General features: G+C 57.7%; 19 protein-coding genes. 12 read left to right on the top strand and 7 right to left on the bottom strand.

Annotation, left to right across the window (positions count from 1 at the left end; genetic code table 11):
* The first annotated feature begins 6 nt into the window (after positions 1-6).
* The 7 genes from AC0QUY_RS36480 (at position 7) to AC0QUY_RS36450 (ending at position 9,867) form a co-directional block, all read left to right on the top strand.
* Positions 7-2,181, top strand: a complete 2,175-nt coding sequence (locus AC0QUY_RS36480) for a bi-domain-containing oxidoreductase (RefSeq protein ID WP_475390857.1) — start codon at positions 7-9, stop codon at positions 2,179-2,181.
* Positions 2,178-3,959, top strand: a complete 1,782-nt coding sequence (locus AC0QUY_RS36475) for a heparinase II/III family protein (protein WP_161849276.1) — start codon at positions 2,178-2,180, stop codon at positions 3,957-3,959. Before AC0QUY_RS36480 ends, AC0QUY_RS36475 begins: the two co-directional genes overlap by 4 nt.
* Positions 3,956-5,335 (top strand): nucleotide sugar dehydrogenase, encoded by a 1,380-nt coding sequence (locus AC0QUY_RS36470; protein ID WP_475390856.1) that lies wholly within the window; start codon positions 3,956-3,958, stop codon positions 5,333-5,335. The genes AC0QUY_RS36475 and AC0QUY_RS36470 overlap by 4 nt, the downstream gene beginning before the upstream one ends.
* A 9-nt stretch (positions 5,336-5,344) precedes the next feature.
* On the top strand, positions 5,345-6,664 hold the full coding sequence (locus AC0QUY_RS36465; protein ID WP_161849274.1) for a glycosyltransferase family 4 protein: 1,320 nt from the start codon (positions 5,345-5,347) through the stop codon (positions 6,662-6,664).
* 136 nt (positions 6,665-6,800) lie between these two features.
* On the top strand, positions 6,801-8,090 hold the full coding sequence (locus tag AC0QUY_RS36460; protein WP_161849273.1) for a hypothetical protein: 1,290 nt from the start codon (positions 6,801-6,803) through the stop codon (positions 8,088-8,090).
* 191 nt (positions 8,091-8,281) lie between these two features.
* Positions 8,282-9,019 carry an FkbM family methyltransferase gene (locus AC0QUY_RS36455; protein ID WP_161849272.1) on the top strand — a complete coding sequence of 246 codons (738 nt, stop codon included), beginning with the start codon at positions 8,282-8,284 and terminating at the stop codon, positions 9,017-9,019.
* Positions 9,020-9,063: 44 nt separating this feature from the next.
* Complete coding sequence (locus tag AC0QUY_RS36450; protein ID WP_161849271.1) at positions 9,064-9,867, top strand: class I SAM-dependent methyltransferase; 804 nt, start codon at positions 9,064-9,066, stop codon at positions 9,865-9,867.
* 65 nt (positions 9,868-9,932) lie between these two features.
* On the opposite strand, the gene AC0QUY_RS36445 is transcribed toward AC0QUY_RS36450, so the two are convergent.
* A complete protein-coding gene (locus AC0QUY_RS36445) occupies positions 9,933-10,736 on the bottom strand; it encodes an FkbM family methyltransferase (RefSeq protein ID WP_161849270.1) in 804 nt (267 codons plus the stop codon).
* A 414-nt stretch (positions 10,737-11,150) separates the two neighbouring features.
* Entirely contained in the window at positions 11,151-11,954 is an 804-nt protein-coding gene (locus tag AC0QUY_RS36440) for a Crp/Fnr family transcriptional regulator (RefSeq protein WP_161849269.1), read from the bottom strand.
* Between the two features lie 1,205 nt (positions 11,955-13,159).
* On the opposite strand from AC0QUY_RS36440, the gene AC0QUY_RS36435 reads away from it, so the two are divergent.
* Both AC0QUY_RS36435 and AC0QUY_RS36430 read left to right on the top strand, forming a co-directional pair.
* Positions 13,160-14,575: an exopolysaccharide biosynthesis polyprenyl glycosylphosphotransferase gene (locus tag AC0QUY_RS36435; RefSeq protein WP_161849268.1), complete on the top strand. Its 1,416-nt coding sequence runs from the start codon at positions 13,160-13,162 to the stop codon at positions 14,573-14,575.
* 544 nt (positions 14,576-15,119) lie between these two features.
* Positions 15,120-17,756: a non-ribosomal peptide synthetase gene (locus AC0QUY_RS36430; RefSeq protein WP_475390854.1), complete on the top strand. Its 2,637-nt coding sequence runs from the start codon at positions 15,120-15,122 to the stop codon at positions 17,754-17,756.
* A gap of 180 nt (positions 17,757-17,936) precedes the next feature.
* Here AC0QUY_RS36430 and AC0QUY_RS36425 read toward each other — a convergent pair whose 3' ends face one another.
* The gene (locus AC0QUY_RS36425; protein ID WP_246738365.1) at positions 17,937-18,134 is read right to left on the bottom strand and encodes a hypothetical protein; all 198 of its coding nucleotides are present in this window, start codon (positions 18,132-18,134) and stop codon (positions 17,937-17,939) included.
* A 2,592-nt stretch (positions 18,135-20,726) separates the two neighbouring features.
* Positions 20,727-21,194, bottom strand: coding sequence for a Phasin protein (locus tag AC0QUY_RS36420; protein ID WP_475390852.1), 468 nt, complete (start codon positions 21,192-21,194; stop codon positions 20,727-20,729).
* A 345-nt stretch (positions 21,195-21,539) separates the two neighbouring features.
* Here AC0QUY_RS36420 and AC0QUY_RS36415 point away from each other — a divergent pair, with 345 nt between their 5' ends.
* Positions 21,540-21,965: a hypothetical protein gene (locus tag AC0QUY_RS36415; RefSeq protein WP_161849263.1), complete on the top strand. Its 426-nt coding sequence runs from the start codon at positions 21,540-21,542 to the stop codon at positions 21,963-21,965.
* On the top strand, positions 21,962-22,138 hold the full coding sequence (locus AC0QUY_RS36410) for a hypothetical protein (protein WP_161849262.1): 177 nt from the start codon (positions 21,962-21,964) through the stop codon (positions 22,136-22,138). Before AC0QUY_RS36415 ends, AC0QUY_RS36410 begins: the two co-directional genes overlap by 4 nt.
* 5 nt (positions 22,139-22,143) lie before the next feature.
* On the opposite strand, the gene AC0QUY_RS36405 is transcribed toward AC0QUY_RS36410, so the two are convergent.
* Positions 22,144-22,656, bottom strand: coding sequence for a hypothetical protein (locus AC0QUY_RS36405; protein WP_246738364.1), 513 nt, complete (start codon positions 22,654-22,656; stop codon positions 22,144-22,146).
* Positions 22,657-22,799: 143 nt separating this feature from the next.
* Between AC0QUY_RS36405 and AC0QUY_RS36400 the strand changes: the two genes are divergently transcribed.
* Positions 22,800-23,036: a hypothetical protein gene (locus AC0QUY_RS36400; protein WP_161849261.1), complete on the top strand. Its 237-nt coding sequence runs from the start codon at positions 22,800-22,802 to the stop codon at positions 23,034-23,036.
* A gap of 178 nt (positions 23,037-23,214) precedes the next feature.
* Here the strand turns inward: AC0QUY_RS36400 and AC0QUY_RS36395 are convergent, their stop codons facing one another.
* Positions 23,215-23,715, bottom strand: a complete 501-nt coding sequence (locus tag AC0QUY_RS36395) for a ferritin-like domain-containing protein (protein WP_161849260.1) — start codon at positions 23,713-23,715, stop codon at positions 23,215-23,217.
* 101 nt (positions 23,716-23,816) lie between these two features.
* Positions 23,817-24,149 (bottom strand): hypothetical protein, encoded by a 333-nt coding sequence (locus AC0QUY_RS36390; RefSeq protein ID WP_475390850.1) that lies wholly within the window; start codon positions 24,147-24,149, stop codon positions 23,817-23,819.
* Positions 24,150-24,302 lie beyond the last annotated feature (153 nt).

The raw sequence follows: 24,302 nt of genomic DNA, 5'->3' as shown, positions 1-24,302 counted from the left end.
GCAAGGATGAAGCAGATCGTCCAAAGTGCAAGTACTGGCGCGTTGTCGGTTCGGGACGTCCCTGTTCCGCGGGTGATGCCGGGACATCTGCTGGTTCGCACGGCGGCGAGCCTGATTTCGGCCGGCACAGAGCGAATGGTCGTTGAGTTTGCGAAAAAGAGCCTGATCGGGAAAGCAAAGAGCCGGCCTGATCTGGTAAAGCAGGTAATAGCGAAAATTCATCGTGATGGACTCCTGGCCACCTTGGACGCTGTGCGAGCCCGTCTCGATCAGCCATTGCCGCTCGGGTATTCCGCGTCGGGCGTCGTTCTGGAAGTGGGCTCTGGGCTCGAAGGCCGATTTCAGGTTGGTGATCGGGTTGCCATTGCAGGAGCGGGGATCGCTAATCATGCTGAGTACAATGTTGCTCCGGGCAACCTCGCAGCGTCTGTTCCAGATGACGTATCCCACTTCGAGGCGTGCTTCGGTACTCTCGCATCCATAGCGCTCAACGGCATCCGTCTGTTGGAACCGAAGCTGGGTGACGTTGTCGGGGTCATCGGTGCCGGTCTGGTCGGTCAATTGACCGCTCAGCTGCTTGCGATCCACGGCTGTCGCGTAGTCTGCCTGGATTACAGTGCCCAAAGGCTTACGCTGGCCCGATCCCTAGGTGCTGAATTCACCTGGAATCTTGCTGACGGCAGCCCCTCCGCGTTCATCGAATCTCAGACCGACGGCGTCGGTTGTGATGGTGTCGTGATCACCGCCGCTACGCCTTCAAGCGAGCCGTTTGAGACAGCGGCGAACATTGCGCGCGACCGCGCGAGGATCAGTCTAGTCGGTATCACCGGAACGGCTTTTCCGTATCGCGAGTTTATGAAGAAAGAGCTTTCGGTCGTCGTTTCGCGATCCTATGGGCCAGGAAGATACGACAGCGATTTCGAAAAGCGCAATCTCAAGTACCCTGTCGGCTGGATACGCTGGACTGAAGCAGACAATCTGACTGAGTGCGTTCGTCTGATGAGCTCGGGACGCACGCTCCGGCTCACTCCGGCAGCACTCACGACCCATCGCTTCTCGATACAGGAAGCGGAGAGAGCCTATGAACTGGTTACCGAAGGAGCAGAACCGCATCTGGGGGTCGTGATCGAATATCCGATTGATGAGCACGCAAAAGCCGAGCCGATTCCGGCTATCGAAATGCGCTCTGGTCCGCATCCGGATCCTATTCGTAAGGGATGCGTCTTGGGGGTGATCGGCGCGGGATCTTTTGCGCGATCAAAATTGTTGCCTACACTTGCCCGGCACCCACAGGTCATGCTGCACACAGTTGTGACGCAGCGCGGCGTTTCGGCCGACGACACCCAGCGCAAATTTGGGTTTCGGCATTGCGGGACCGACGATTCGACGATTTTTGACGATCCCGCAATCAATGCAGTTGTGATCACCACGCCCCACAGTAGCCATGCGGCTCTCACTGCTCGCGCGCTGTCCGCGGGCAAAGCCGTCCTGGTCGAAAAGCCCTTAGCCTTGACGCGAGACGAGCTGAATTCAGTCGTCCAAGCGCGCAATACGTCTTCCGCATTTTTTCAAGTCGGATTCAACAGACGGTTTGCGCCGATGACCGCGTCCTTGTGTCGGCACTTGGCGAGTTTACCGGGGCCAAGAAACGTTCTCATGCGCATCAATGCAGGACAACTTGCACCAGACAGCTGGCAGCGAGAATCGGACGAGGGGAACGGCCGCATTCTCGGCGAACTCTGTCACTTCGTCGACTTGGCGCGTCTCCTGATTGGTACACCGATCGGGACGGTCCGAGCCGATGCCGCGCGACTTCGTCGCGGTCTGTGTGAGGACGTCACCGTCGCCATCCGGTTCAGTGATGGCAGTCTCTGCACCCTGGTGTACACGGCGCTAGGCGATCCGACCTACAGCAAGGAACGAATTGAATGCTACGCCGGGGGCACGGTGGCTACCATCGACAATTTCCGCACACTGGAGATTGTCGCGAACGGCAGCATCCGACGCCAGTCGAGCAGATTGAAGCAGGATAAGGGCCATCGCGCTGAGCTCGATGCGTTCGTCGCGGCGGTCGTAGAAAACACCGGGCCGCCCGTTCCGGAAGCTGATATTGTTGAAACGAGTTTGGCAACAATTGCCGTTGTCGAGTCGCTTCGAACCGGATCGGTCGTGCATCTATGAAGCCCGGCCGCACCATCCGGACGATACGGCACCTGAGTGCAGAGCAGTTGTATTTTCGCGTGTGGTCGCGCGGGCGATGGGCGATAGCCGGGAAGCTTCCAACGCTGCTCCGTCGATCGGTGGAAAAGACAGCTCGCGAGCTTCCTGATCCGGAATTCCGCGATCCACTCCGCCAGGCGGCGCAACATGTTCTTCACCTGCAAAATTGCGTTTACGGCACGCACCTCTCGGAAATCCTGGAGGGAAGATTCCATCTTCTCGGCAGGACGATGGATTTCGGCGGGATCGATCGCATCGCGTGGCGCGTCGAAATGGGCGAAGGCAACAACCGCCTTTGGCGGATGACGTTGTCGTATCTGGGCTGGGCCGTACCACTCCTTGCCCGAGGCGAGCCCAGCAACGTAGCAATGATACGTCGGGCAATCGATGGACTCGAGGCCCAGAACCAGTGGGACGTACCGGGCGTCTTTCGAGATGTTTGGCATCCATACTCTGCAAGTCACCGAGTGCTAAACCTGCTTGCGGGCTACGCACTCTTTCGTGCCGCGGGTGGGGGCCACTCCGACGACCTTGCGGCTTTACTCGAACACGCAAAATTCTGCGCTGCATTCGTGCTTTGCAATCTGGAGCGAGACCTCCAGTTCAATCATTTGCTGAAGAATTACGTGGCGCTGGCGATGTATCGCGCGGCTCTCGGACGGAGCGCGCCTCGCCTGGAGTTCCTGGACCTCGCGATACGAGAGACCCTGGATCAGGTCGTGCTGAGCGATGGCGGCCATGCCGAGAGATCGCCGATGTATCACGCGCTGTGTCTCGTCGACCTGCGAACGTTGCAGGCGACGAACTTGCCGGCCGCTTGCCCCTGGCTGGATACGGCCCTTTCAGCGATGCAGTCGGCTCTTGGCGTCATGTGCCATCCGGACGGCGACATAAGCCTGTTCAACGATTCGTGGCTCGGCGACACTCCATCGGCCGTTGAACTGGCGCCACCGCCAGCGGACGGTCGAATCGCACTACCAGAAACAGGGTACGTTCGACTGTCCGGCCAGAACGATGCCGTCATTTTCGATTGCGGGCCCTGCGGGCCTGAATCCAATCCGGGACACGCTCACGCAGATTTCCTAAGTGTTGAACTCTCGGTCGCTCGCAAGCGGTTCATCGTAGACCCCGGTGTACCAACATATTCTCGGGGCTCTGCGCGGGACAATTGCCGATCCGCCTCCTGTCACAATGGACCACACGTAATCGACGCCGAGCCGATCGAGTTTTGGGACTCATTCCGTGTCGGACGCCGAGGATCCGCCCTTCCTCTAGAATATCCGACCCTTCGGGGGGTGGCGCCGCTGTGGACGGCGGGATATCAAGACGGCTTTTGTCCGGTCGGAGTTGATGTCGCACGCTGGGTCGGACTGTGGCCCGGGTGCGCTTTGCTCATCGTTGACGTTTGGCGTGGTGCCGAGCCCACCCGTGCAGGCGTTCGATTCCTGGTGCCGGGAACGTGGGCTGCGTCGCCTTCCAGCGCATTCGCAGCCGGTGCGACGCAGGTAAGTCTCGCCGTGCTTTTTGGAAACGCACCTCATATCGAAAGTGCCAATTGGTGGCCGAAGTTCGGTGAGGCGCAATCTACGCACAGCATATTCGTACAGCCATCGTGGGACCATGATGGTTTGGTCGCAGCGACTTTGTGGACCTGGGGCGAACAGGTGCCGGTAGGGATTGTTGAAGCCCGCGCCGTAGCAAGGACATTGCTTGCACACTGCCAAGGACGTCTGCCATGAAAATTGTCGTCTGCGGACTAGGATACGTGGGTGTGACAATGGCGGCCTGCATGCTGCGCAGGGGTGGCACGGTGGTTGGCATCGACGTGAACCCGGAAAAAGTGGAGATCGCCAATGCTGGGCGCTCTCCCGTCAAAGAGCCTGGGATACAAGAAATTTTTGCGAAGGCCCGAACTGAAAATCGTCTGACCGCTGCGACGACGTTGGGTACTGCGCTAACCGACGCGGACGTCGTGGTCGCGTGCGTCGGAACTCCAAGCGGTAAGGACGGCTCACTTGAACTGTCGTACGTCTCTTCGGTGTCCGACGAAATTGGTATGGCCGTTCGGCATCGATCACCCGGACGCCGGCCACTGCTGTGCCTGTTCCGATCGACAATGCTGCCTGGCACCATGGAAACGGTGGTCATACCCAAGTTGAGTATGGCGGCCGGAGAGCCGGCCGGTCACCGTTATGAGCCGGTTTATAATCCGGAGTTCATGCGCGAATCCACCGCGATCGCCGACTATTTCCATCCTCCGAAGATCGTCGTGGGCGAGCGATTTCCTGGCGCAGCACAGGAGATGTACGGAATATACGATGGGATCGATGCGCCCGTGTTCAAAGTGTCCTTTGCCGTGGCTGAGATGGTCAAGTATGTGGACAACTATTTCCATGCGCTCAAGGTCGCGTTTGCCAATGAAATCGGGAGATTGGCGTTCACCAGCACTATTAACCCGCAAGATCTAATAAGCATCTTCTTGTCGGACACCAAGCTCAACATCTCTCCTTACTACCTGCGTCCGGGCAATGCGTTCGGCGGATCATGCCTTCCCAAGGATGTTCGTGCTCTCGATGCCTTTGGGCGGAAAAACGGAGTGGACGTGCCGCTCCTGCAAAGCGTGATCGCCAGCAACACCGCCCACAAGTCCTTTATTGCGCGCTTGGTTCTGGCGCACGCGCCTAAAGGGACGCGCATCCTACAAATGGGACTTACCTTCAAGCAGGATACGGACGATCTGCGCGAAAGTCCGCTGGTTGAACTGGCCGCCACCCTGCTGGATCATGGATACGATCTGTCCCTGTTCGAACCCGACCTGAAGCCGGAGCAGCTCATCGGCGGCAACTTGGCGTTTGTGCGAACTCATTTCACGCGACTACCAGACGTTCTGGTAACCGATTTCAAGAACGCGGCGGCAAGAGCCGACCTAATCATACTCGGTAAGTCTATGCCTGGCGTTAAGTTGCCGTCGGGCAAGCAGGTGCTCAATCTCTATCGCTTAAGCGATCCATTGAGCGATTGGGTTGCCGGTGACGAGGACGACGTTCGCGGTTTGATCGGGGCGGACAACGGTAGCGGCGGAAAGCCCCGCCGGGTTCGCACTGCGGTACGTTAGGAGTTAGCCATGACGCCCAACACAATGTTGCCCTCATCCATGAACGTGCTGCCAGCGAACCATCGGCTAAGAATTGCGCTTGTGTGCAGCCGGTTGCCGTTACCCATGACGCGTGCAGATCAATTAACGGTCGCGCACCTGATCTCATTCTTGGCCGCGCGGGGGCACGCGCTGGACCTGTTCACGCTAGACACGGGAGAAGAGCCGACGCGTGAGCAGATCGCGTGGCTGGATCAGCGCTGCCGTCAACTCCTTGTTTTCCGACAACCCAAGGGCCGCAGCATTTTCGGGTTGATCGGCGCTCTTGCAGTCGGCAAACCTATGCAGGTTGGCTGGTTCACCAATCGCGCTCATATCCATGCCGTCCGGGAAGCCATCTCGCTCCGGCAATACGATGTCGCCTACGCTTATTACATTCGCAGCGCCGAGGCGCTCCGCGCAGTCTGCCCCGCCGACGCGAAACCCGACGAGGGACATCCTCCCACGATCCTTGGCATGCAGCTCTCCCAGTCGCTGAATACGCGACGGCTAGCGCAAAACTCCGGCAGGCTACGAGACAAGGTCATATATGCCGTAGAGCAGGGCCTGGTGCGTCGATATGAGGCTAACATCTGGCGCGACTTCTTCAAGACGGTTCTCATTGGCGAGAGAGATGCGGAGGAAATTCGCTTGGCCTGTCGCGAAAGGTCGGTCCCAGAGATAAGCAATTACATTCTTTCTCCGCACGGTGTAGATGCGAGCCGATTCCGGCCTCGCCCCGACATCGACCCCGATCCAGCCACGCTGGTCTTCTCTGGCGTGATGAGGACTAACACCAACATTCACGCAATCGCCTGGTTCACGAAGAACTGCTGGCCGCGCATAAGGGCGGAGATCCCTGGCGTGCGTTTGCTCATCGTCGGTCGGCAGCCGGCGACTGAGGTCATCCGTCTGGCCGATCTCGACCGCGCAATCACGGTGACCGGCGAGGTTCCGGATACTGCAGACTACATTGCGCGCGCGACGGTCTGCATAAATCCCATACAAATTGGAGCCGGCATGCAGAACAAGCTGATTGAGTACATGGCCTGCGGCAAGCCTGTCGTCACGACCCCGGTGGCCAATGAGGGGATTCGTGCAATTTCTGGAACGCACCTCCTCGAAGCCGCCGGTCCCGAGGCATTTGCGGATGCTGTCGTCGCACTTCTGCGCAGTCCGGAGATGCGAGCGGCTCTAGGAAAGAACGCCCGCGAATTTATCCAGCGCAATTGGACATGGGAGAAGCTGTTTTCAGCGCTGGAATCTGAGATGTTAGTGATGGCGTCGCCTTATCGCGCGTCGGCGGCGTGATCTTGCAAGGCATTCCGGCTGCGGTCAACAATCGGTTGCTAGTAGCGATTAGCGGATCGAGCATCTCGGATGCGGGCCCGCATCCACTTAAGCGAGCGGGTGCGCGTCCTCGGCAAAGCTGGGTTGGAACGTCCTGATGAGCATCTATGGCTTTCTTGCATTAAAGGTCGCTAGCACTGGGCTCCAAGTCGTGTTTGGAATTCTCACCACATACGTCTTCCTGCGGATCCTTTCACCAGATGTGTTTGCGGCCTACATTTTGATTTCTGCCATAGGCGGCTATTCAAATGTAGCCGATTTTGGTTGTTCGAATCTCATGTACGTTAATATACGGAAGGCGTATTTGGCTGGCCAACATCTGGGGACAGCGTTGGAAGAGGCGTTGGCGGCTCTGCTTACATATGGCGCCGTCGTCCTGCTAGTGCTCTTCATCGTCGGCGCACTGATTATTGCTGACGTTATTAAAAATCACGGAGCACCGCTGAATCTCATTCTGTACTTGCTGTTCTGGCTGCTGCTGTTGCCTTGGAGGATCGTAGGATCCACCGCGAATGCGGTCGACCTTTATGTCCCTTTCGAAATTCTCGAGGTGATGCGCAGATTGCTGGTGACCGGTCTCATGATATTGCTTTTGACCGGACTTGAGGTCCGAGACTATGTAATCGCTATAAATATTGCTTGGGTGGCCTGCTTTCTGGTCGCCGCGTTTTACGCTCGCCGCCTGTTTGACGATCTCGGCGCCGGCAAAGGGTCGATCTCGGCGGCCATGGTTCGGTTATATCGTGATCGGCTGTCCAGCATGAGGGCCGTCGCCGCTTGGAACGTGAGTGCGCTTACCATTTTGGTTTCCCCGTACTTCATGGTCCCTGCCATGTCGTTTCCCAAGGAAGCTCTGGTAGTATTTGACACGTTTTATAAGGTCTGCCGCTTCGGTGCGACGGCATACGGATTTGCAGGAGAGGCTTTCCTGCCGTTGCAGACACGGGCAGTGCATGAGGGCAGAGCGCGAGATCTGATGTCATCGGTAGGGACGGTCTTGGCCTTGAAGTCCATCATCTTCCTGGTTTTGGCAATTTGCTTGTTAGGAGGATCGGACCAGATCTTTCCAGCACTGCTCAACGGCAAAGTGGAGATTAGCCAAGCAATCGTGTTGATGATGGTCGCGATGCTCTTTCTACAAATCATCCACCTTACGCTCGAGCTGATACTCATCAATTTCGGCTTCTTTGAACCAATGGCAAAGTTGTACGTGGCCGTGGTGTTCCTACTGACTGCAGTTGCTCTTGCAAGTTACCTATTCAAACTGGCGTTCCCGACATTTCTGGGGGCATATGTTCTGGTTTACGGGATCAGCGCAGTACTGCATGTCCCACTTTTCTTGCGGTACGTCGGACCGATTCGAACAATGTCACGTCAGCCAGACTGACTTTTCGACCATTTGCGGTTCACCCAAGCAGCCGCATTTGGTGCCAGATGCCGAGGGCTTGTGTTGCGTGGTTTGGAACTCCTGCGCAGCCAGCGTGTTCACCACCGCGCAAATCCTCCCAGAAAAGCCTCGCGCTTAACTGTGGTTTTCCTGTCGACATGACGCTTGAACGGCAACAGAGGGCAGGATTCATGCTGAAGAAGATGGGCAAGTTGGTGGAAGCGCTATCAAACCCCACATACTGGAATGGACTACGATATGGGATAACTCCAAGCATCGAGCACAAATTAGCACTGCAGAGATTGAACATAAGGACGGTGCTCGACGTCGGCGCCAACAGAGGCCAATTTACGCTGCTTGCCCAATGTCTCTACCCCGCGGCGACCATTTATGCATTCGAACCGCTCGCGCGTCCTGCTGAACAGTTCCGCGCGCTATTCGCAGATAAGACTAATGTGCAGCTTTTCCAAGTGGGCATTGACGAGGCTCTGCGCGACACCAAAATGTTCGTTGCCGACGATCATCATGCATCGTCCTCGATCCTGAAAGCGCACAAGCAGTCAAAGATATTTGGCTCTCGAGAAACAGGAGAGGAGACGGTTCATGTCGGCCGACTCAACGACTTTCTACGCCTTGATTGCATACGTCCGCCCTGCCTGCTCAAGATTGATGTCCAGGGCTATGAGCTGCAGGTCATAAATGGCTGTCGTGAGGTACTGCCCCTCGTTGATTATCTGTACGTCGAATGCTGCTATGTCGAGTTGTATGCGCGTCAGGCGCTCGCTCACGAGATACTGCGTCGGCTGGAAGAATTTGGCTTCGCTCTCCGGGGCATCTTCAACCAGCACTGCGATCCGGAGGAGGGGCCTGTGATAGCCGACTTCCTCTTCCAATCGTTGAGATCGATGGCCGCGGTCCGAGCGGCGTAGTGAACTAACCACGCTTCCTCAAGAGCGTCAGGAGCACATCCGCCATGCTCAAGAGCGACGTTCGCAGCTTCTGGGACCAAGGCTCCGCTGGTGAATTCTGGGCTGTCGGATCGGAGACGAAGCTGCGCTTCCTCACTGAGGAAAAGTCTCGTTATGAGTTTGAACCTTTCATACCCGCTTTCGCCGACTTCGCCGCCGCGGCGGATCGGGTCGTGCTCGAAATCGGCATCGGTATGGGGTGCGACCATCAGCAATGGGCGCGAGCGCGGCCGCGACGTCTGCTCGGCACCGACCTGAGCTGGCGTTCCATCGCCTACACGCGCGAACGGTTCGATTTGTTCGATTTGAAGTCCGATCTAGTTTTGGCCGACTGCGAATGTCTGCCGCTGTCTTCTGGCTGCGTGGATATTATCTATTCGTGGGGGGTAATGCATCACACCCCGGATACCGGTCAGGCCGTTCGAGAGGCCTACCGGGTGCTGCGGCCCGGTGGTATCGCAAAGATCATGATCTATCACAAATGGTCGCTGACCGGTTACATGCTCTGGATGCGCTATGGCCTCATGCGAGGGCGACCTTGGTGGGGACTCGAGTATATCTACGCGAATTTCCTGGAGAGCCCTGGAACCAAAGCCTACACCGTCGACGAAGCGCGCCAACTGTTTGGGCAATTTTCCGACGTTCGCATCGCCATCCAAGTGAACTACGGCGACCTGCTCCAGAGTGAGGTCGGCCGTCGGCACCGAGGCCCGCTCCTCAGCATTGCAAAGAAACTATGGCCTCGTTGGCTCATCCGCAGATTGCTGAAGCGGCACGGCTTGTACCTGTTGATCACCGCGGTGAAATAGAGCTGCGCCTGGTCTCTTCGTTCTTGCAAACGCTCGTTGGCCGCTGGCTTTTGTGCAGCACGTGGTCACGAAGGCGCCACCGCGAGCTTCTCGTTTGGAATCGCAACCGTATTCCAAGCGGGGCGTTGCAATGGAGACCGGCCCTTCGCTTCACCGTCCAACAACACATAGCGATGCTTTTGAAAGAACGCTGCCATCGAATCCTGAAGTTCGCTTTGGCACTCGATCAGGATGTTGGGACGAGCCATCGCGATTGTCTGCTCGCCGCCGTGGAGAACCATCATTTCCGCGCCTTCCATGTCTATCTTGAGTACCGTCGGCGCGGCCAGACTCCTGGCGAGCGTGTCGATCCGCGTTGTCGGTACCGGTCTCGTCTCCTCCGGAACGACGAACGTTTCACGCAATTTGCCAATTGCCTCCAGCTTATTGAGTGCCCGACTGAACTTGGATATCTGAAAATTGGCTGCAGCATCCTCGTTCGAAATCGCAACACTCATCACCGACAATTTGAGAGTTCGGTTCTGGTTCAGCCTGAGGCTCCGCATCAAGTTGCAGGCAGGTTCCAGATCTGCCTCAAAAGCATAGACACGGCCGGTACGGACCATAAGTGCGGCAGGTAATGCAAACAGCCCCAGATTAGCGCCGATGTCCCACACGACGGTGTCCGCCTCAACCCATTCGCGAATGAAACGCTCATGGACGGGATCAACAAGAGATTTGCGTACGTCGAGTACGCTCAGGCTGCTGCTCGGCGAAACATAGGCAGCGAAAACACGGTCATCCGTTCTGGCGGTCCGGCGAAAATATATGGACTTGAAGAACCTGTACAGCGCGCGCCGGTAGAACGGGGATTGCGCTCCGATTCCCATCGTTGATTTCCGTCAGCCAGGGACACCGAAGGTGTCACCTTCTTGGACAGCATGTTTACGTCAGGCGAGCTCGGTCAAATTTCCGTCAGCAGCATGCTTCCGTTAGTAGCTGATTGGTAAGGCCGAAGAAAAGTGCGTGGCGGGAATTTACCAACCAGGCTTACGCCAGCACGGCCCCAAAGCCCAAATCAAGGCCGCCGAGGCAGTTACAGTTCGACCATCTGAAATTCTGGTCATGCGGCCGGAGACTAATCTGGCTGCATCCCGGCCGGACATTATGTAGGATAGTTTTAACATAGCATGGCTTTGCTCATGACGAACTGCTCTTGCCAGACACCTGTCCGGCGAGCGTCGGCCCTTAGAAGAGGAGCATGGAGGCACCCAAGCAATAGTGAGTCACCAAATCTCGTGTTTTCAGTGTAGCGCTGCGTCCTTGGATGCGCAGCGTCCGATGGCCGACTTCGGTAAGGAGTTCCTGTACAACTCAGTCACATCTCCTCCGCGTAGCCGCAGATAGTCGGGGGCAAATTCGGCGAGACGAACCAGCTCGTTCCAGTTGTTTATTGTGATCGTCCTTGCCTGCCATTGCAGAATATTGCTGCGGCTCAATTCCCGGATGACCCGATTGGCATGAACCGGGGAAATGCCACAGGCGTCGGCGAGTCCCGATTGCGTGAAAGGTGAAGGTATCCGAAAATCCCTGGCTAGGCCGACTGCGCGCAACCGTTCTACGACCTCACACAGCAGATGCGCCACGCGGGCCAGCGCGTCCCGGCTCCCCAGGGTGACGGTCCAGTTCCGTAAAGCGGCTGCCTCCGTGAGGAACAATAATAGGAACGCGCGCGCCATTGAGGGCGACAGGGCGCTAATTTCGCGAAAGAATGAATGCGGAATCGATGCGATCACGGCGGGACTGAGTGTGACCAAATCGAAGTCGACGCGTGGATCGAAGAACGTGTGCAGGTCTGGCACATCACCAGTCACATGAATCGACGTGATGTGTCGGTGGCTGCTGTTCACATGCTGCCAGCAAAGATAGCCCTGCAGCACCAGTGAGCAGTGGTCCGGCCGATCGCCCTTTTGAAGGATATGGTGACAGGGGCCATAGTAGCGTATGCTGCTCGGCATATTCGTGAGCAGGTCAAGATCGCCCGGCGTTAGCTCGACGATGCTTACTAGGCGATCAGCGAATTTTGAGAACGCGAATCCAGCTTGCATACGCTATCACCAGATTGCTACTGAACAGCGCACCACCGCGCGTTATCAATCACGTCTCCCGTCGACCCGGGAATATTTGGCAAAAGACGCGTGGCGGGCCCAAAGGTTCCAAACCGGCGGAACTGATATCGCCGAGACAGTCAGCGAATTGTCGAACACTAAATCGGTGTTAATCGGAGCGACGCACCTACCAGAACTACAAGCATCCATTTCATGGCGTTCGGGGCCTACTTCCTCGCTCTCCGGAGCGGTGAGAGCTTTCGCTGGTTCCCTAGGCGACGCGAGCCTAAGTTAACTCTATGCGGCTGCGGCCCCAGCACCGCCAACGCGGCGCTTAAACAAAACCAAAAGCCCGGCCTGCAGCGGGCCGGGCAAATCGCCAAACCCGCAAACCGCTCGTGTCTGTACGGCAGCCGACTTAAAGAGAGTTCGTTGGGAACAAGCGGCAATCGACAGCCATGAAGTTATCATGACGGTGAGCGTTGCCGGGTAAGCCCGCGCCATGGCGCGAGCGTGGTCCTCGTGGGTGCCGTTCTTTGATTTGGATCAAACTCAGGGCTGGTCCCACTTTCCATCGTGCCCCGGAGAAGGCGGGCTAAATCTCCTCGAAGATCGCCTGTGATGACTCAAGTGAGCGCCCGACGCAGCGGAACCGTCGTTAGCGTTTCCCGTCGCGACTGTCGAGGATCGGATCCTTCATGGACATTCCGACGGTGCCTCGTCCCAAAGGCCTGCAAACGCTTCCTGAAGCACCTGACGGGATGACATGACATTGAGTGTGTCCATTGGGGCCATGCTTTTCAGGCGCCCAGCCGGCGTGGTGCCTAGATAGGGGAACAGATATAAATCTATGACGATCGTTTTGAAGATTGTCGGAAGATTGTCGGGGGAGGGCCCGACGGCCGGCGTGGTTTCTGATAAAAGCCCAAAGCTATCTATTGGATTTAAGTCTAACTTGAGCGGTAAGGGACACCCGCTGCAGTTACTCCGACTGCTCATTGGGTGAGGGCGCTGCGTGATGCCGGGAGCGGCCCATGCTCTATGCTGTCAGTGGCGCTGATGTCGTCCATGTCCATGCCATCCCCTCCCGCCTCGGCTTTCTTGCCTTAACGAAACGTCCTCATCGCCGACGAATGCTCGCATCGCTGCTCGGCGGTAGAATTTGGCACGCGCCAGCACGACCTTGATTTCGCCGGAGGTCAAGGATGCTGCAATCCAACTTCATCGAACCGGCGGACAGCGCGCAGCAAATCACGCACAGCCACGATAATCGCCAAGTGCTCGCCGCAATGGTCGCCCTAACCGAGATGGCGGTCGTCGCAAGTTCGAGCTACCTGGCGTTTTTTGCATATCATCTGGCAGTTTGGGGTGGATTGCCGGATACCATTCCATATGGATGGATATCGATGTATTTGGCGCTAATTTACGGCACCATCTGTCTGTCGGACAAGCAATACGATTTTCTTTGTGCGGAATGGAATCGGAAAGCGCATCGGGCAGCGCTTGCATTGGCGTTAGCCTTTGTTTTCGCTCTCGCGTTCATGTTCATCACCGGGATGGTCACGAGTTACTCGAGAGGAACATTCCTCGCGCAGTTTGCCATCGCCTTGCCGGCCGCGGTCTTCACTCGAGCAGCACTATTGCATGCGATAGACGTTGGTCGAAAACGCGGCCACTGGAATTCGCGGGGCGCCGCAGTCCTTGTCTTTCCGGGTGTTGAAAAGCCGACCCAACTCCTTGAGCAATTGTCATCCAGGCGGGATGACATACGGCAACTCTATCGCCTGGACTCGACGAATATTGAGTTGCAGCTTCAAACGATCCTGTGTGACACTCGCACCAACCAATGTGATGCGGTGTTGTTGCTGTTTCATTCAGACAATATGAACGCGGTCACTCGCGCAGTGGACATGTTCTCCGAGATGCCGGTTAGGATTCAACTTCTTCCCGCCGGCATGCTGGACTTCATGGGCTGCAGCCGGATTGGATGCTTCGGCCACGCCTGTGTATTTGAAATCGCATCGGGACCCGATTGGGTGCTGGACCGTTTTCTCAAGCGAAGTTTTGATCTCTTTGTCGCTGCGGCCGCAGGCCTCTTGCTCTTGCCCCTGATGCTGATGGTGGCTGCGCTGATCAAGTTGGACTCGCGAGGTCCGGTTCTGTTTAAACAAACTCGTCACGGCTATAACAACGGGCCCATAAGGGTTCTAAAGTTTCGCACTATGGTCGCGAGCCAGGAGGATCGTCAGGCAATCAGGGATGATCCCAGGGTCACGCGCATAGGACGGATATTGCGGCGAACAAACATCGACGAGCTCCCTCAGCTCGTCAACGTCATCCGGGGAGACATGTCGATTGTCGGACCACGTCCTCACGCAGTTTGGCACAATCAAATATTTGAAGGGCGGATCGCGCGATTAGCCCGACGTCACAACGTCAAGCCCGGCATTACCGGCTGGGCTCAGGTGAATGGGCTACGCGGTGAGACCGACACTTTCGAGAAGATGCGCGCCCGCGTAGAGTATGACCTGTACTACATCGATAACTGGTCTTTTGCCTTCGACCTGAAGATCGTTCTGATGACGGTACTTTCAAAGAGTAGCTATGAGAATGCCTACTAGGGAGTCGAGCGTCGCGCGAATTGCGGCAACTATGGTCTCGGGTGTCGGAATAGCTGGCCAACGAGAGAGCCGAGCTGCACCGTGCATGCCGTACCGACGCTCACGAGAAGTGAGTACACGACGGTTAAGTCGCCAGTCAAGATACGGCAGCGAAACCGCGGCACGGACAGTACTTGCCGTGGCTGCGGCGAAAACGTTGTTACCGCGCCAGGCACAGTCCCACAATGAAGCTGACTATTACCAAAGCGAACACTGAAGGCCCCCACTGGGTGATTTCGTAGTCCGCGAGGTCCTGGATGATAACATTTGCTTGTTCAGAAGGTCGCCAGCAGGCACGTGCAGTATTTTATTGCACAATCGCGTGGGTGGGCGAGCGGCGCGGGACAACAAGGCACGAGATGTCCGCGCTTAGCTCGGACGTCAGCAGCGCGGTGAAGAAGGCGGTCAAGGAGGCGAGGAGGCGGACCCCAGCCGCGAGCGCGTAGAATGGCGTCTCGAGCGCCAGGAACGGGGGCTAGGGGAGTGGGTCATAAAGAGGTTGCGGATGAGTAATTGCTCGTCCTCTCGCGATAACACTGAATTCAAATCAACGCTGGGCCAAGTCATCTGTCGGATTGCCAGCTCGTTCCCGCGTCAGCCCGCGATCGTCTCCTCTACGTTTGCGACCCTCCGGTACCGCGATCTTCAGCGCCAGTTGGATCGCATTCGCCGGCAGTTGCGTGTGGCCGGGTTCGATTGCAACGCCCGGATCGGAGTGCTCATGCCGAACGGGCCGGAGGCGGTTCTCGGCATTGTGGCAGTCGCCTGCTGCAGCATTGCAGTACCCCTAGATCCGCGGCTGTCGCCAGTGGAGATCGATCAGCGTCTTGACATGCTGCGCCTGAACGCTCTTCTCGTGCCGCAAGGCAATGCCTCTGAAGCTCGCCAGGCTGCTGCGCGGAGAGGGCTCGTCATCATCGAAGCCGTTCCGGTCGGGCACGGCCAGCTTGGACTCGATATCGCAGCGCCGGTCTCCAACTCCTCTGCGATCGACGCTGAGCCTGATCCGGGATCGCCCGCATTCATCCTGCAGACGTCGGGCACGACCGCCCAGCCGAAGCTCATTCCGTTCAGTCATGGCAACATGCTGGCGGCGGCCGCGCGGCTTCAGGCCTGGTTTGGCCTCACACGCCAGGACCGGTGCTTGAGCGTTTCGTCCCCTTACTATTCCCATGGGCTCAAAGTAACGGTCTTCACACCGCTCCTGACGGGCGGCAGCATTGCCGTCCCGGCGAACAGTAGCGTCCTGGCGTTGGACGAGTGGCTCGATGTCCTGCGGCCGACTTGGTACTCGGCAGGTCCCACGCTTCATGCTGCGGTGCTGGACAAGGCAGAAAGCCTTGAGGATGCGCCGGCGGCGCACACGCTGCGGTTCGTCGTATCGGGTGGCGCGCCGCTCTCGAAGGAGGTGCACGACGACCTAAAGCGCATGTTGGGCGTGCCGGTGCTGGAGCATTACGGCTCGAGCGAAGCCGCACAGATCGCCGCCAACGTGCCGGCGCCCGGGCCGAACAGATCAGGGACTTGCGGGCAACCTTGGCCTGATACCGTGGCCATTGTTGGTGAGGATGGACATCCCTTGCCAGTCGGCGAGCGCGGTGAGATCTGGGTTCGTGGTCCCACCGTGACGTCTGGCTATCTCGATGCGCCGGAACTCAATCAAGCTGCTTTCACAGGTAGCTGGTTTCGCACGGGCGATATCGGCAGCCTCGACGGAGACGGCTTCCTGTCCCTTCATGGCCGCCTGAGTGAAGTGATCAACCGCGGCGGTGAGAAGATCGCCCCTGCCGAGATCGACTCCGCGCTCCTACGCCATCCGGCCATTGCCGAAGCCGCGGCTTTCGCAATCCTCCATCCACGCCTTGGCGAGGACGTCGCGGCGGCCGTCGTTCCCCATCCTGGCGCGCAGACGACACCCGCGGAGCTTCGCCAGTTCCTGCAACTCGAGTTGGCCTCGTTCAAGATTCCGCGGCGCATTCTGATCGTCGATCAACTGCCAAAGGGGCCGACGGGAAAGGTTCAGCGGCGGCGGTTGAGTGAATCGCTCGACGGGCTGCTGGGTCATCAGGGGGCGATGCCGCTGCCTGCCGTGAACAAAGGGCCATTGGATCTGGAAGCTGAATTGCTGAGCCTGTGGCGCAGGCTGCTCAAGTCCGATTCTGTGACGATCGACGATGATTTTTTTGCCTGCGGTGGAGACTCCCTTCTGGCGATGGAAATGCTCATCGAGGTCGAACGGCTCATCGGCAACCCCGTACCGGAAACGATTCTGTTCGGGGCAGAAACAATTCGCCAGCTTGCTCCAAAAATCGCCGCGCAGACGGGTACGCCGACGACGCCGGTCTTCCAGTTCAGTGCGTCTGGCAATCGGCCGACCCTGTACTTCTTCAATGGAGATCTCGTGAGCGGCCACCCGTGTATGCGCCGGATTGTCGACCTTTTTGGGCCTGATTACCCGATCACTTCCATCGACTCCCATGGTCTCCATGGGGAGCCGATTCCGCCGTCGATTGAGGCGATGGCCGCCGATCGCCTGCCGCTAATCCTGGCAAGGCAGGCGAGCGGCCCTTTCCTCCTGGGTGGCCGATGCAACGGCGCCATGGTGGCGTTCGAAACAGCCCGCCTGCTGATGGCAGCCGGCCACAAGGTGGACATAGTTGCGATGGTCGATCCCCCAACCGTCAGTGCCCGTCCGGCAGCGCGGGCGATCATCGCGGTGATGAAGCCCATGGTTTCGCCCTACCTTCTGCGTTGGACCTATCAATTGATGGTCCAACTGGAGGTGTTCTTCAAGGGAGCTTCAACGAGCGAAAAAATTGCTAAGGTGCTGACGCGGTTGCGGATCGCCAAACTGCATGACGGTTTGTCCAGCACCAATAATGAGATTCCGCCGGCGTTATGGGACGCTTATTCAATCGCAATGGCGCAATATCTTCCGGCGCCGCTCGAGGTACCTGTGAGCTTTTACGCGGCCGGCTCCGACGGTCGGGCTTGGCGTCTCAGTTCCCAACTCGAAGTAATTGAGGTGCCTGCGGGACATAGTGACTGCCTGACCTCTGGCGCTGAACGGCTGGTTGATCATCTGCGGCAAAGAATTGATGCTCTGGCTGATGCCGCACCTCCCAGGAAATCAGCCGCTTGAGGCCTTTCCCGCGTTCTCAGGGCCGTTGGCAGGTTCAACACTTGCGCGAGAGGCTGTAGGCAGCAGCCGCAAGCGGGTCGAGCGTCGGCTTGGACGTTAGGAACGCGATCGAGGCTGCTGGGTTGAGCCGATATCGCATCTTGCCCCCAGGGTGCGACTCCTCAGTTCTCAGAAAGGGGCTCAGGCCGTCGCTTGAGGCCCTTTCTTTTTTTTGCGTGCGCCGAGCACGACGAAGAGGCCGCCAATCAAGGCGGCAATTTTTATGGCCCTGGCGATTATAGGAGGAATTTGACTCCGATCATCGTTTCCGTTCGCCAAATGGCAGGCGACCACCAGTGTAAACTGTGCCGGAACGGCGTTCGTGCTGACTAACTGCAAGGCCGCTCCAGTCTCAGACCGGTTACGAACGACGCAGGCAATTGCGTGTCCGCTAAACTCAATGCTTCCAGATTTCAATACGCTTCATCCGATCAGACGCAACGATCATGTTTCGAGGGCTGCGGACCTGGCGATTTCAACCACTCATTCAAGCGCGCTGCGTGTTCAGCCTGTCGGGCACGCCTCAGGAGCAGTTCCTGAGCCGTGCCGGGAGGAAGCGCCTCGGCCGCCTCTCTAAAGCGGTGAGCCTCTTCCGCTAACCGTTCTCCAAAGCTTTTCTCGTGCTTGATGCGGCGACGTTTCTGCATACGCTGCTCCATTCCATTTGGTGAAGGCGGGAGCGCGTCGTTGCGATCTCATCACCGAAAATGCCTGGGCCGCGCGGTGATGGTCGGTATGATAGTCCAACTGGAAACGTCGGCTGTTCGCTACCCGACTTACGATCTCTTTCCTTTGGAGGAGTTGGTATGAGTGCGCCGAGTGGAACGAAAGCCGTTTCACTCAAGTTGAGTGACCGTAGCCGATGGCGCGTAAGACTGAATTGTGGCTCGGTCTCTTTGCCATTGGGCGAACAATTCTTCATGGGCCGGCGTGAAGGTCACGTGACGAACCTCATAGCGCGCACTAGGGTGACCTAGTCGGGCGGTTCTGCCCCGTGCAATTGTGAATCGCCCTGCCACTCAGCAGCGCGGTCGGCTAACTTGTCGTACTCCTCAGCGACCCGCAGCATTCGTTGCATTTCTCGAGGAGCGTAGCGCAACTGATTCGCTTTCGCGCGGGTCGCTTTTGCGCGATCGCGCCAGTACTTCGGCTGTTTGATCGGATCATGCATGCACCCGGTAAAGCACTTCCAGGGCACTTGCCTTATGACATATGTGCAGGAAAGCAGGTTCTTGCTGTTCACGAATTGTAAGGTAGGCAGACATAATTCGGGAAAATTGAGCTAAAAACGAAGAGCCCGGCGATTGGCCGGGCTAACTCCGACGTACCTGTAGGTATTGAAACGCGGACAGTAAAGCGCTGCTTGACCTTGGCGTCTGTACGGTACGTGACTCTAGGTGAATTATCAGGAAAAGATGGCAATCGGCATTGTGAAGCTGATGAAAGCGGTGGCTGCGGGATAGCCTCCCTTCAGTCCCGAGGGCGCCTAGACCATTGAGCCGGATGCCCTTAGCGTATCGGCGTCCCGAGTCGACTGCGCCCACCAACAAATGTTGGTCTCGATGTAATTGTTGCAGCTGACGCTCGGGCCTTCACACTATTTTGCCGCTCCCGGCATGATGATTCGGCGCTCGAAAGAGTGCACGCCGAGGGACGGCTCTGGCACATTAGCCCCCAGCCCCGCGCCAGAGCCGTTTCTTAAAGTTCTTAAAGTCCCGTCCTCGCGTGCGGAAGTCAGGGCCGCAGTCGACGCCGCGCTAGGGCTATCCTAATGGTAGGGCTTCCAAGTTTCGGGACGTCCGGGTAAGTAGGCTGACTAACAGCTTTCACGCACGGCGCGGCACCTAGTCGCAGCGTCGCTCCTTGCGCGTAACCATCCGGCCATCGTCACTCTCGACCCTTGTAGTTACTGTGCGGCAGCGCTGCCGTGGGCCCACGGTGACGCCACCCGGGCCGACACCAACCGTGGTGTCGCGGTCCCGATCTGAGCGGTAACGGTCCCTATCCCGGTCCCGTCCGATCTGAACATCGACTTGGGCCATCTTGACGCCTTCAGCCTTTGCCGGAGTAGCCAGCGGGGCGGTTGTCAGCGCCGCTGCGGCTGTTGCCACGACAATAGCGATCCTAAACATGGGAAGTTTCCTCCCTGGGGGTGAACCGTTGTAGCGGGCACCAACAGAGGCTGTTCCATCTAAAGCTCTATTTTGCAGTGTCGCTGCGGTGATTAGCTGACTACTGGCTAAACTTGGATCGGGCTTGGAGCCCGCCGGCGAGGACAGTACCGCATCAAATCCGCCGCTAGCAAAGGAAAACCAATGGCCGGTGCTGTCATTGCGTTCCGGCGCGGTTAACCTTTGTTGTAGCGAGAGACGGCTGTCCGGTGCTGTAATTCCGGCGCGGCCCTTTGTGCTGGTCACATGCAAGGGCTGGCCTCCAGGGGCCTTGGCTCCACTCCTCAGCCCCCACCGGAGCTGGGGCTCTTGGTGTAGAGACATCACTCACTCTCGGGTCAAAAGTTTCGTCGTAGGTCAGAGCGGCTCACTTTTACGGAGCCGGCGTCGGAGTCATGGTCTGCCGCCGACCGCGACATAGATGCCGCACTCGCGGCGTCGGAGGCCTCCGGTTAGCGTCGGCGCGCTCACTGACGGCCGCCCCGTGGTGAGCAGGAGACGGCTCCACTCACCCGGGAGCCGTCTCCATCGCGGAAGCGGCTGTCCCGTCCCGTCTACAAAACCACAGATGCTAAGCGGGATCATTCTTAACGAAAACGGCCCCTGGAGCCCAGGAGCCGTGAGTTTCGAGTCGTCTCACATCGAGTGTCCGCGAGATTACTCAATTCTCTGTCCGCTTCTTTTGCATCTTGACGATCAGGTCAATCATACCGAATGACAGCCGCTTAGGTGTTGCGCGGCCGGGCTGAACGGCTTGAAGTCATCGTGAGAGTGCAGCCAGTTCTGTCGACTGCTTCACCACCATGTCGGCCCGTCTTTTTGTAAATTCTACAACCGCGTCGACGAATTGGAATGGCGACCTGATCGACAGAAGCTTCTGGCTGAAATCAAAAGCAAATCGCATGTTGGCTTGTGTCATTCCCAGAAGCATCACCTGATAACCCAACATGTTTCCCGTCGCTGAAGCAAAATCAAACCGTCGCATCTGACCGGGGCCGTGTTGCACCGGATTCGCAGCGATGGGAGCTTCTTGTTTCTCGACGTTGGGAGCTTCCTGTTTTGGATCGCCATGACGCTCAGGTGGCGACTCAATCGGCCCAGCCGCAACAGAGCGCAATAGATTGTCTTTCGCACTTTTAACAACATCCTGCTTAGTCCTATGGGCCCGCGTGGCTATGGCGGGGCTGCGGGCGCGCTTTGACGACTTGGCTGGTTTACGCTTACTCATCTGAGGCTCCAAAGGTCGTAGATCTTTGAAAAGACAACAGACCTCGCGATCTAGCGTTCCAAAACGCGAAATTATGGGAGCCTTCCTCCAGCAGTTGGAGTGGGCAATTTGGCTGAAAGCCTTAATGACCGGTTGGTGGTATTGGACGGTGGTTTGGTCGGCTTGGGGTCGAAGCTCTAACTAAGATCGGGCTTAAAGCCCGCAGGCATCCCGGGCACGTCGTCCGGATCTGTGACATCGACCTTGTTGCAGGCCGGGCAAGGTGCGCCAGCGCCGCCGCAACCGCAGGCCCTGTCACCCAAGAACTCTCACGCTCTGCGTTAGCTTCACGAACGTTCCGCTCTCGTGCAACTCAAGCCAGCCGCGGGACATGGCGAACTCCAAACCGGCGCCGTACTCGGCGGGCGTCGCCTTGTCTACGAACAGGAATGGACCGTTGATCTTCTCGATGTAGATGCGGTCATCCTGGAGGGGTTCGAAAGCCCGCGCATGCTCCATAAAGCAGATCGCGGGGGTCCGGCGTGCATGACGGAAGAAATCGTGAAATTGGGCACGGCCGGCGCGATCTGCATCGTCCTGCTCTGGGTGATTTTCAAATCTGAGCAGCGAGACAAGGCAAAGGACGCGCGGATCCAGATGCTCGAGAACAAGTTGAATGAGAGTTACGACGAGCGGATCGCCGCTGCCGATACCATCGCCGAATCAAATGTCGGTTTGCGCAACGCGCTTGATGCGCTGACGATCGAGATCAGGGCGAGGTTGGTTAAATGAGGATGATCCTCGACAATATCCGCCGCATCTTTTTCGATGACGGTCGCGATGATCGCGATTTCAGCGAGCAGGAAAAGCGCCTTCAGGAAGTGCTCGCGCACCTGCATGACGCAGCCAACAGCGTCAAGAAAGGCGCCGAGCTGCTCGCCGACCTGATCAAGGCGCGCGCCTAGACCAATCAATGCAGAAGGAAAGCTGAATGGGCTCGCATCGTTGCCGGCAGCGGACCCTCGGCTGCCTCGGCGCCGTGCTGCTGTCGCCTGTCTTTGCGCAAGGGATCGAAGGCAGGCGTAGGCATGCGGGATAAATAGGCAACCGCTCGCGAAATGCGAGTCGGAGTTAGACTTCGAAGGGTCAACTGACGCCGATCGCGGTCCTCGTGTCGCTCAACGAAATCAGAAATCGTAGAGGGAAGCTCGCGCATCTGCAGATCGCAGCGACGACGTAATTCGGCCGCGACGTCTTCTGAAACGTCTTCCGACCAACGTTCGGCGGTATTGAAGGCGACGACGCGGATCGGGTTGCTATATTGGCCGGTCAGCAGGTCCCGAATTACCGTCTCGAGGTCGGTGGTTTCGTAATCGGCTTCGCACCAGGCGTAGCCAAATCGACCGAAATCGTCCGCCACCAGGTAAACCGTTTCATCATTGTCGTTCGGGACTATCGACGGCGTCCAACTAGACCTACGCATCATGAACTCCACGCAATACGAGATTGACCTGAGCTGAATCGTTCCGACCGCGAGCCTCCGCCTTCCCCCTGTTCCTCCAAGCCGAACAATCGGAAGTGTCGAGGATTCTCCCTTCAACCAGATATAACAACGGGAGGATGAGTGTGGCAGTCAACAAACCGGTAAGCGACAACGCCAGGAAAGGCGCAGTGAAGAAGCGATCGCAGGTAAAGGCCAAGCCGGGCGGCGCGACGGCCTGGACAAAGCGCAGCAAGAAGTCCGGTGAGTTCATCGCGGTGAAGAAACCGGCGAAAAAGTCCAAGGCAGCCAAAAAATTCGAGGGCGTGCGGGTCGAAAAGAAGGCCGGGAAGAAGAAGGCGCGCTCTGGCGGCCGGCGGTAAGCCGCACTCGGGAGTGTATAGAAAAAACGGCCCCAGCGCGGGGGGAGCTGAGGCCGTCGTCACAGTAGTGTGCCGTGGCGACAGCACTAAATTCTCATTTTTCCCAGCCTGTTTGGTTCCGAAGAGCTGCTCTTTGCTAGCATGCGATAGCTTCGCCAGCTTTCTCAGACCCGTGAAGTTAGGCGGCCTTGCGCTCCTCGACCGTGAGATAGTCTTGAGTCACCTTGCCAAGATTGGCATCGATCCAGGCGGCCATTCGCTCTTCTTCCCTAAGGTTTGCTTCCAGAAGGGGACGCGCCTTTTCCTGGCTCGCCGGACCACATAAAGTCAGCAACGACTTGTAGGCGGCGATTTCAAAGTGCTCGAAGGCGTTGTTGGCGAAAGTGTTCTTCAGGATCTCATCACCGGCCATTGCGTTGGCCATGGCTGTCGTGTTGGCCATCACCGATGAGGTGGCGTCCTTTAGCGTGGAAGAACTTTCACCGCACGATTCGAGGCATTGCTCCAATCTCTTGAGCTGCTCGTTAGTCTCGGCCAGATGATTTCTCACCTTGGCTTGTACGTCCGGATAGTCATCCAGGCGCTCCGATTGCCTTTCCATCATTTCTCGGGCGTGCACCTCCATCGCATGTGCGTTGCGGAGGCCCACTATGAATACGTCTCGTGCTGTCGTTGTCATGTCGCATCTCCCGTTGGCATGCTGAATCAAACCGAATTATGCCGCTAGGTTCCTAGCGGATAGCGAGCTCAGCGCGGCCGATGTTCGCATGTCGCATAAGGTCAGGCCGACCATTTGTCTTCTTCACGCCTGGCCTCGTCGTCATTGAGGCGCTCCACGATTTCGTCAGCGACGGCGGGATTGTCCGCATCGGCGATGAGAGTACCGTCCTGCTTCTTTATCTTCTGACCTTCGGCATCCACGGGAAAGTCTTCGGGCCGTAGTGGCTTCTTTAAATTCGATGCCATGTCTTCCTCCCCGGTCGCGCTTGCGTGTTGCTGCTCTAGCTTAGGCTCCACGCGAGGAATGGTTCCTACAGCGCCGAGAGGCATCTGCGCATTGGCCGCAGCAAAAATAGGAACGAAGGCTGCGCCTAAAAAATTGCCGTTCTTCAATAGGTATAGGGAGAACGACCATGAAAGTATCAGCGATTGCGGTAGCATTGTTCTTTGCGCTCGGCTCAACGTTGGCCGTGGCCCAAGGTGCCGGGGGCGCAGGCGGCGCGGGAGCCGGCGGCGCGGGAGCCGGCGGCGCGGGAGCTGGCGCTG

Source organism: Bradyrhizobium sp. WYCCWR15520, from assembly GCF_056174665.1.
This window is presented reverse-complemented; position numbering and strand designations above follow the sequence as displayed.

What these genes read in the sequence shown, in the direction of transcription:
- AC0QUY_RS36435 (WP_161849268.1), top strand. Translation starts at nt 13,160, where the DNA reads ATGCTGCAATCCAACTTCATCGAACCGGCGGACAGCGCGCAGCAAATC.
- AC0QUY_RS36445 (WP_161849270.1), bottom strand. Translation starts at nt 10,736, where the DNA reads ATGGGAATCGGAGCGCAATCCCCGTTCTACCGGCGCGCGCTGTACAGG.
- AC0QUY_RS36475 (WP_161849276.1), top strand. Translation starts at nt 2,178, where the DNA reads ATGAAGCCCGGCCGCACCATCCGGACGATACGGCACCTGAGTGCAGAG.
- AC0QUY_RS36455 (WP_161849272.1), top strand. Translation starts at nt 8,282, where the DNA reads ATGCTGAAGAAGATGGGCAAGTTGGTGGAAGCGCTATCAAACCCCACA.
- AC0QUY_RS36395 (WP_161849260.1), bottom strand. Translation starts at nt 23,715, where the DNA reads ATGACAACGACAGCACGAGACGTATTCATAGTGGGCCTCCGCAACGCA.
- AC0QUY_RS36405 (WP_246738364.1), bottom strand. Translation starts at nt 22,656, where the DNA reads ATGCGTAGGTCTAGTTGGACGCCGTCGATAGTCCCGAACGACAATGAT.
- AC0QUY_RS36420 (WP_475390852.1), bottom strand. Translation starts at nt 21,194, where the DNA reads ATGAGTAAGCGTAAACCAGCCAAGTCGTCAAAGCGCGCCCGCAGCCCC.
- AC0QUY_RS36410 (WP_161849262.1), top strand. Translation starts at nt 21,962, where the DNA reads ATGAGGATGATCCTCGACAATATCCGCCGCATCTTTTTCGATGACGGT.
- AC0QUY_RS36430 (WP_475390854.1), top strand. Translation starts at nt 15,120, where the DNA reads ATGAGTAATTGCTCGTCCTCTCGCGATAACACTGAATTCAAATCAACG.
- AC0QUY_RS36440 (WP_161849269.1), bottom strand. Translation starts at nt 11,954, where the DNA reads ATGCAAGCTGGATTCGCGTTCTCAAAATTCGCTGATCGCCTAGTAAGC.
- AC0QUY_RS36480 (WP_475390857.1), top strand. Translation starts at nt 7, where the DNA reads ATGAAGCAGATCGTCCAAAGTGCAAGTACTGGCGCGTTGTCGGTTCGG.
- AC0QUY_RS36460 (WP_161849273.1), top strand. Translation starts at nt 6,801, where the DNA reads ATGAGCATCTATGGCTTTCTTGCATTAAAGGTCGCTAGCACTGGGCTC.
- AC0QUY_RS36465 (WP_161849274.1), top strand. Translation starts at nt 5,345, where the DNA reads ATGACGCCCAACACAATGTTGCCCTCATCCATGAACGTGCTGCCAGCG.
- AC0QUY_RS36450 (WP_161849271.1), top strand. Translation starts at nt 9,064, where the DNA reads ATGCTCAAGAGCGACGTTCGCAGCTTCTGGGACCAAGGCTCCGCTGGT.
- AC0QUY_RS36470 (WP_475390856.1), top strand. Translation starts at nt 3,956, where the DNA reads ATGAAAATTGTCGTCTGCGGACTAGGATACGTGGGTGTGACAATGGCG.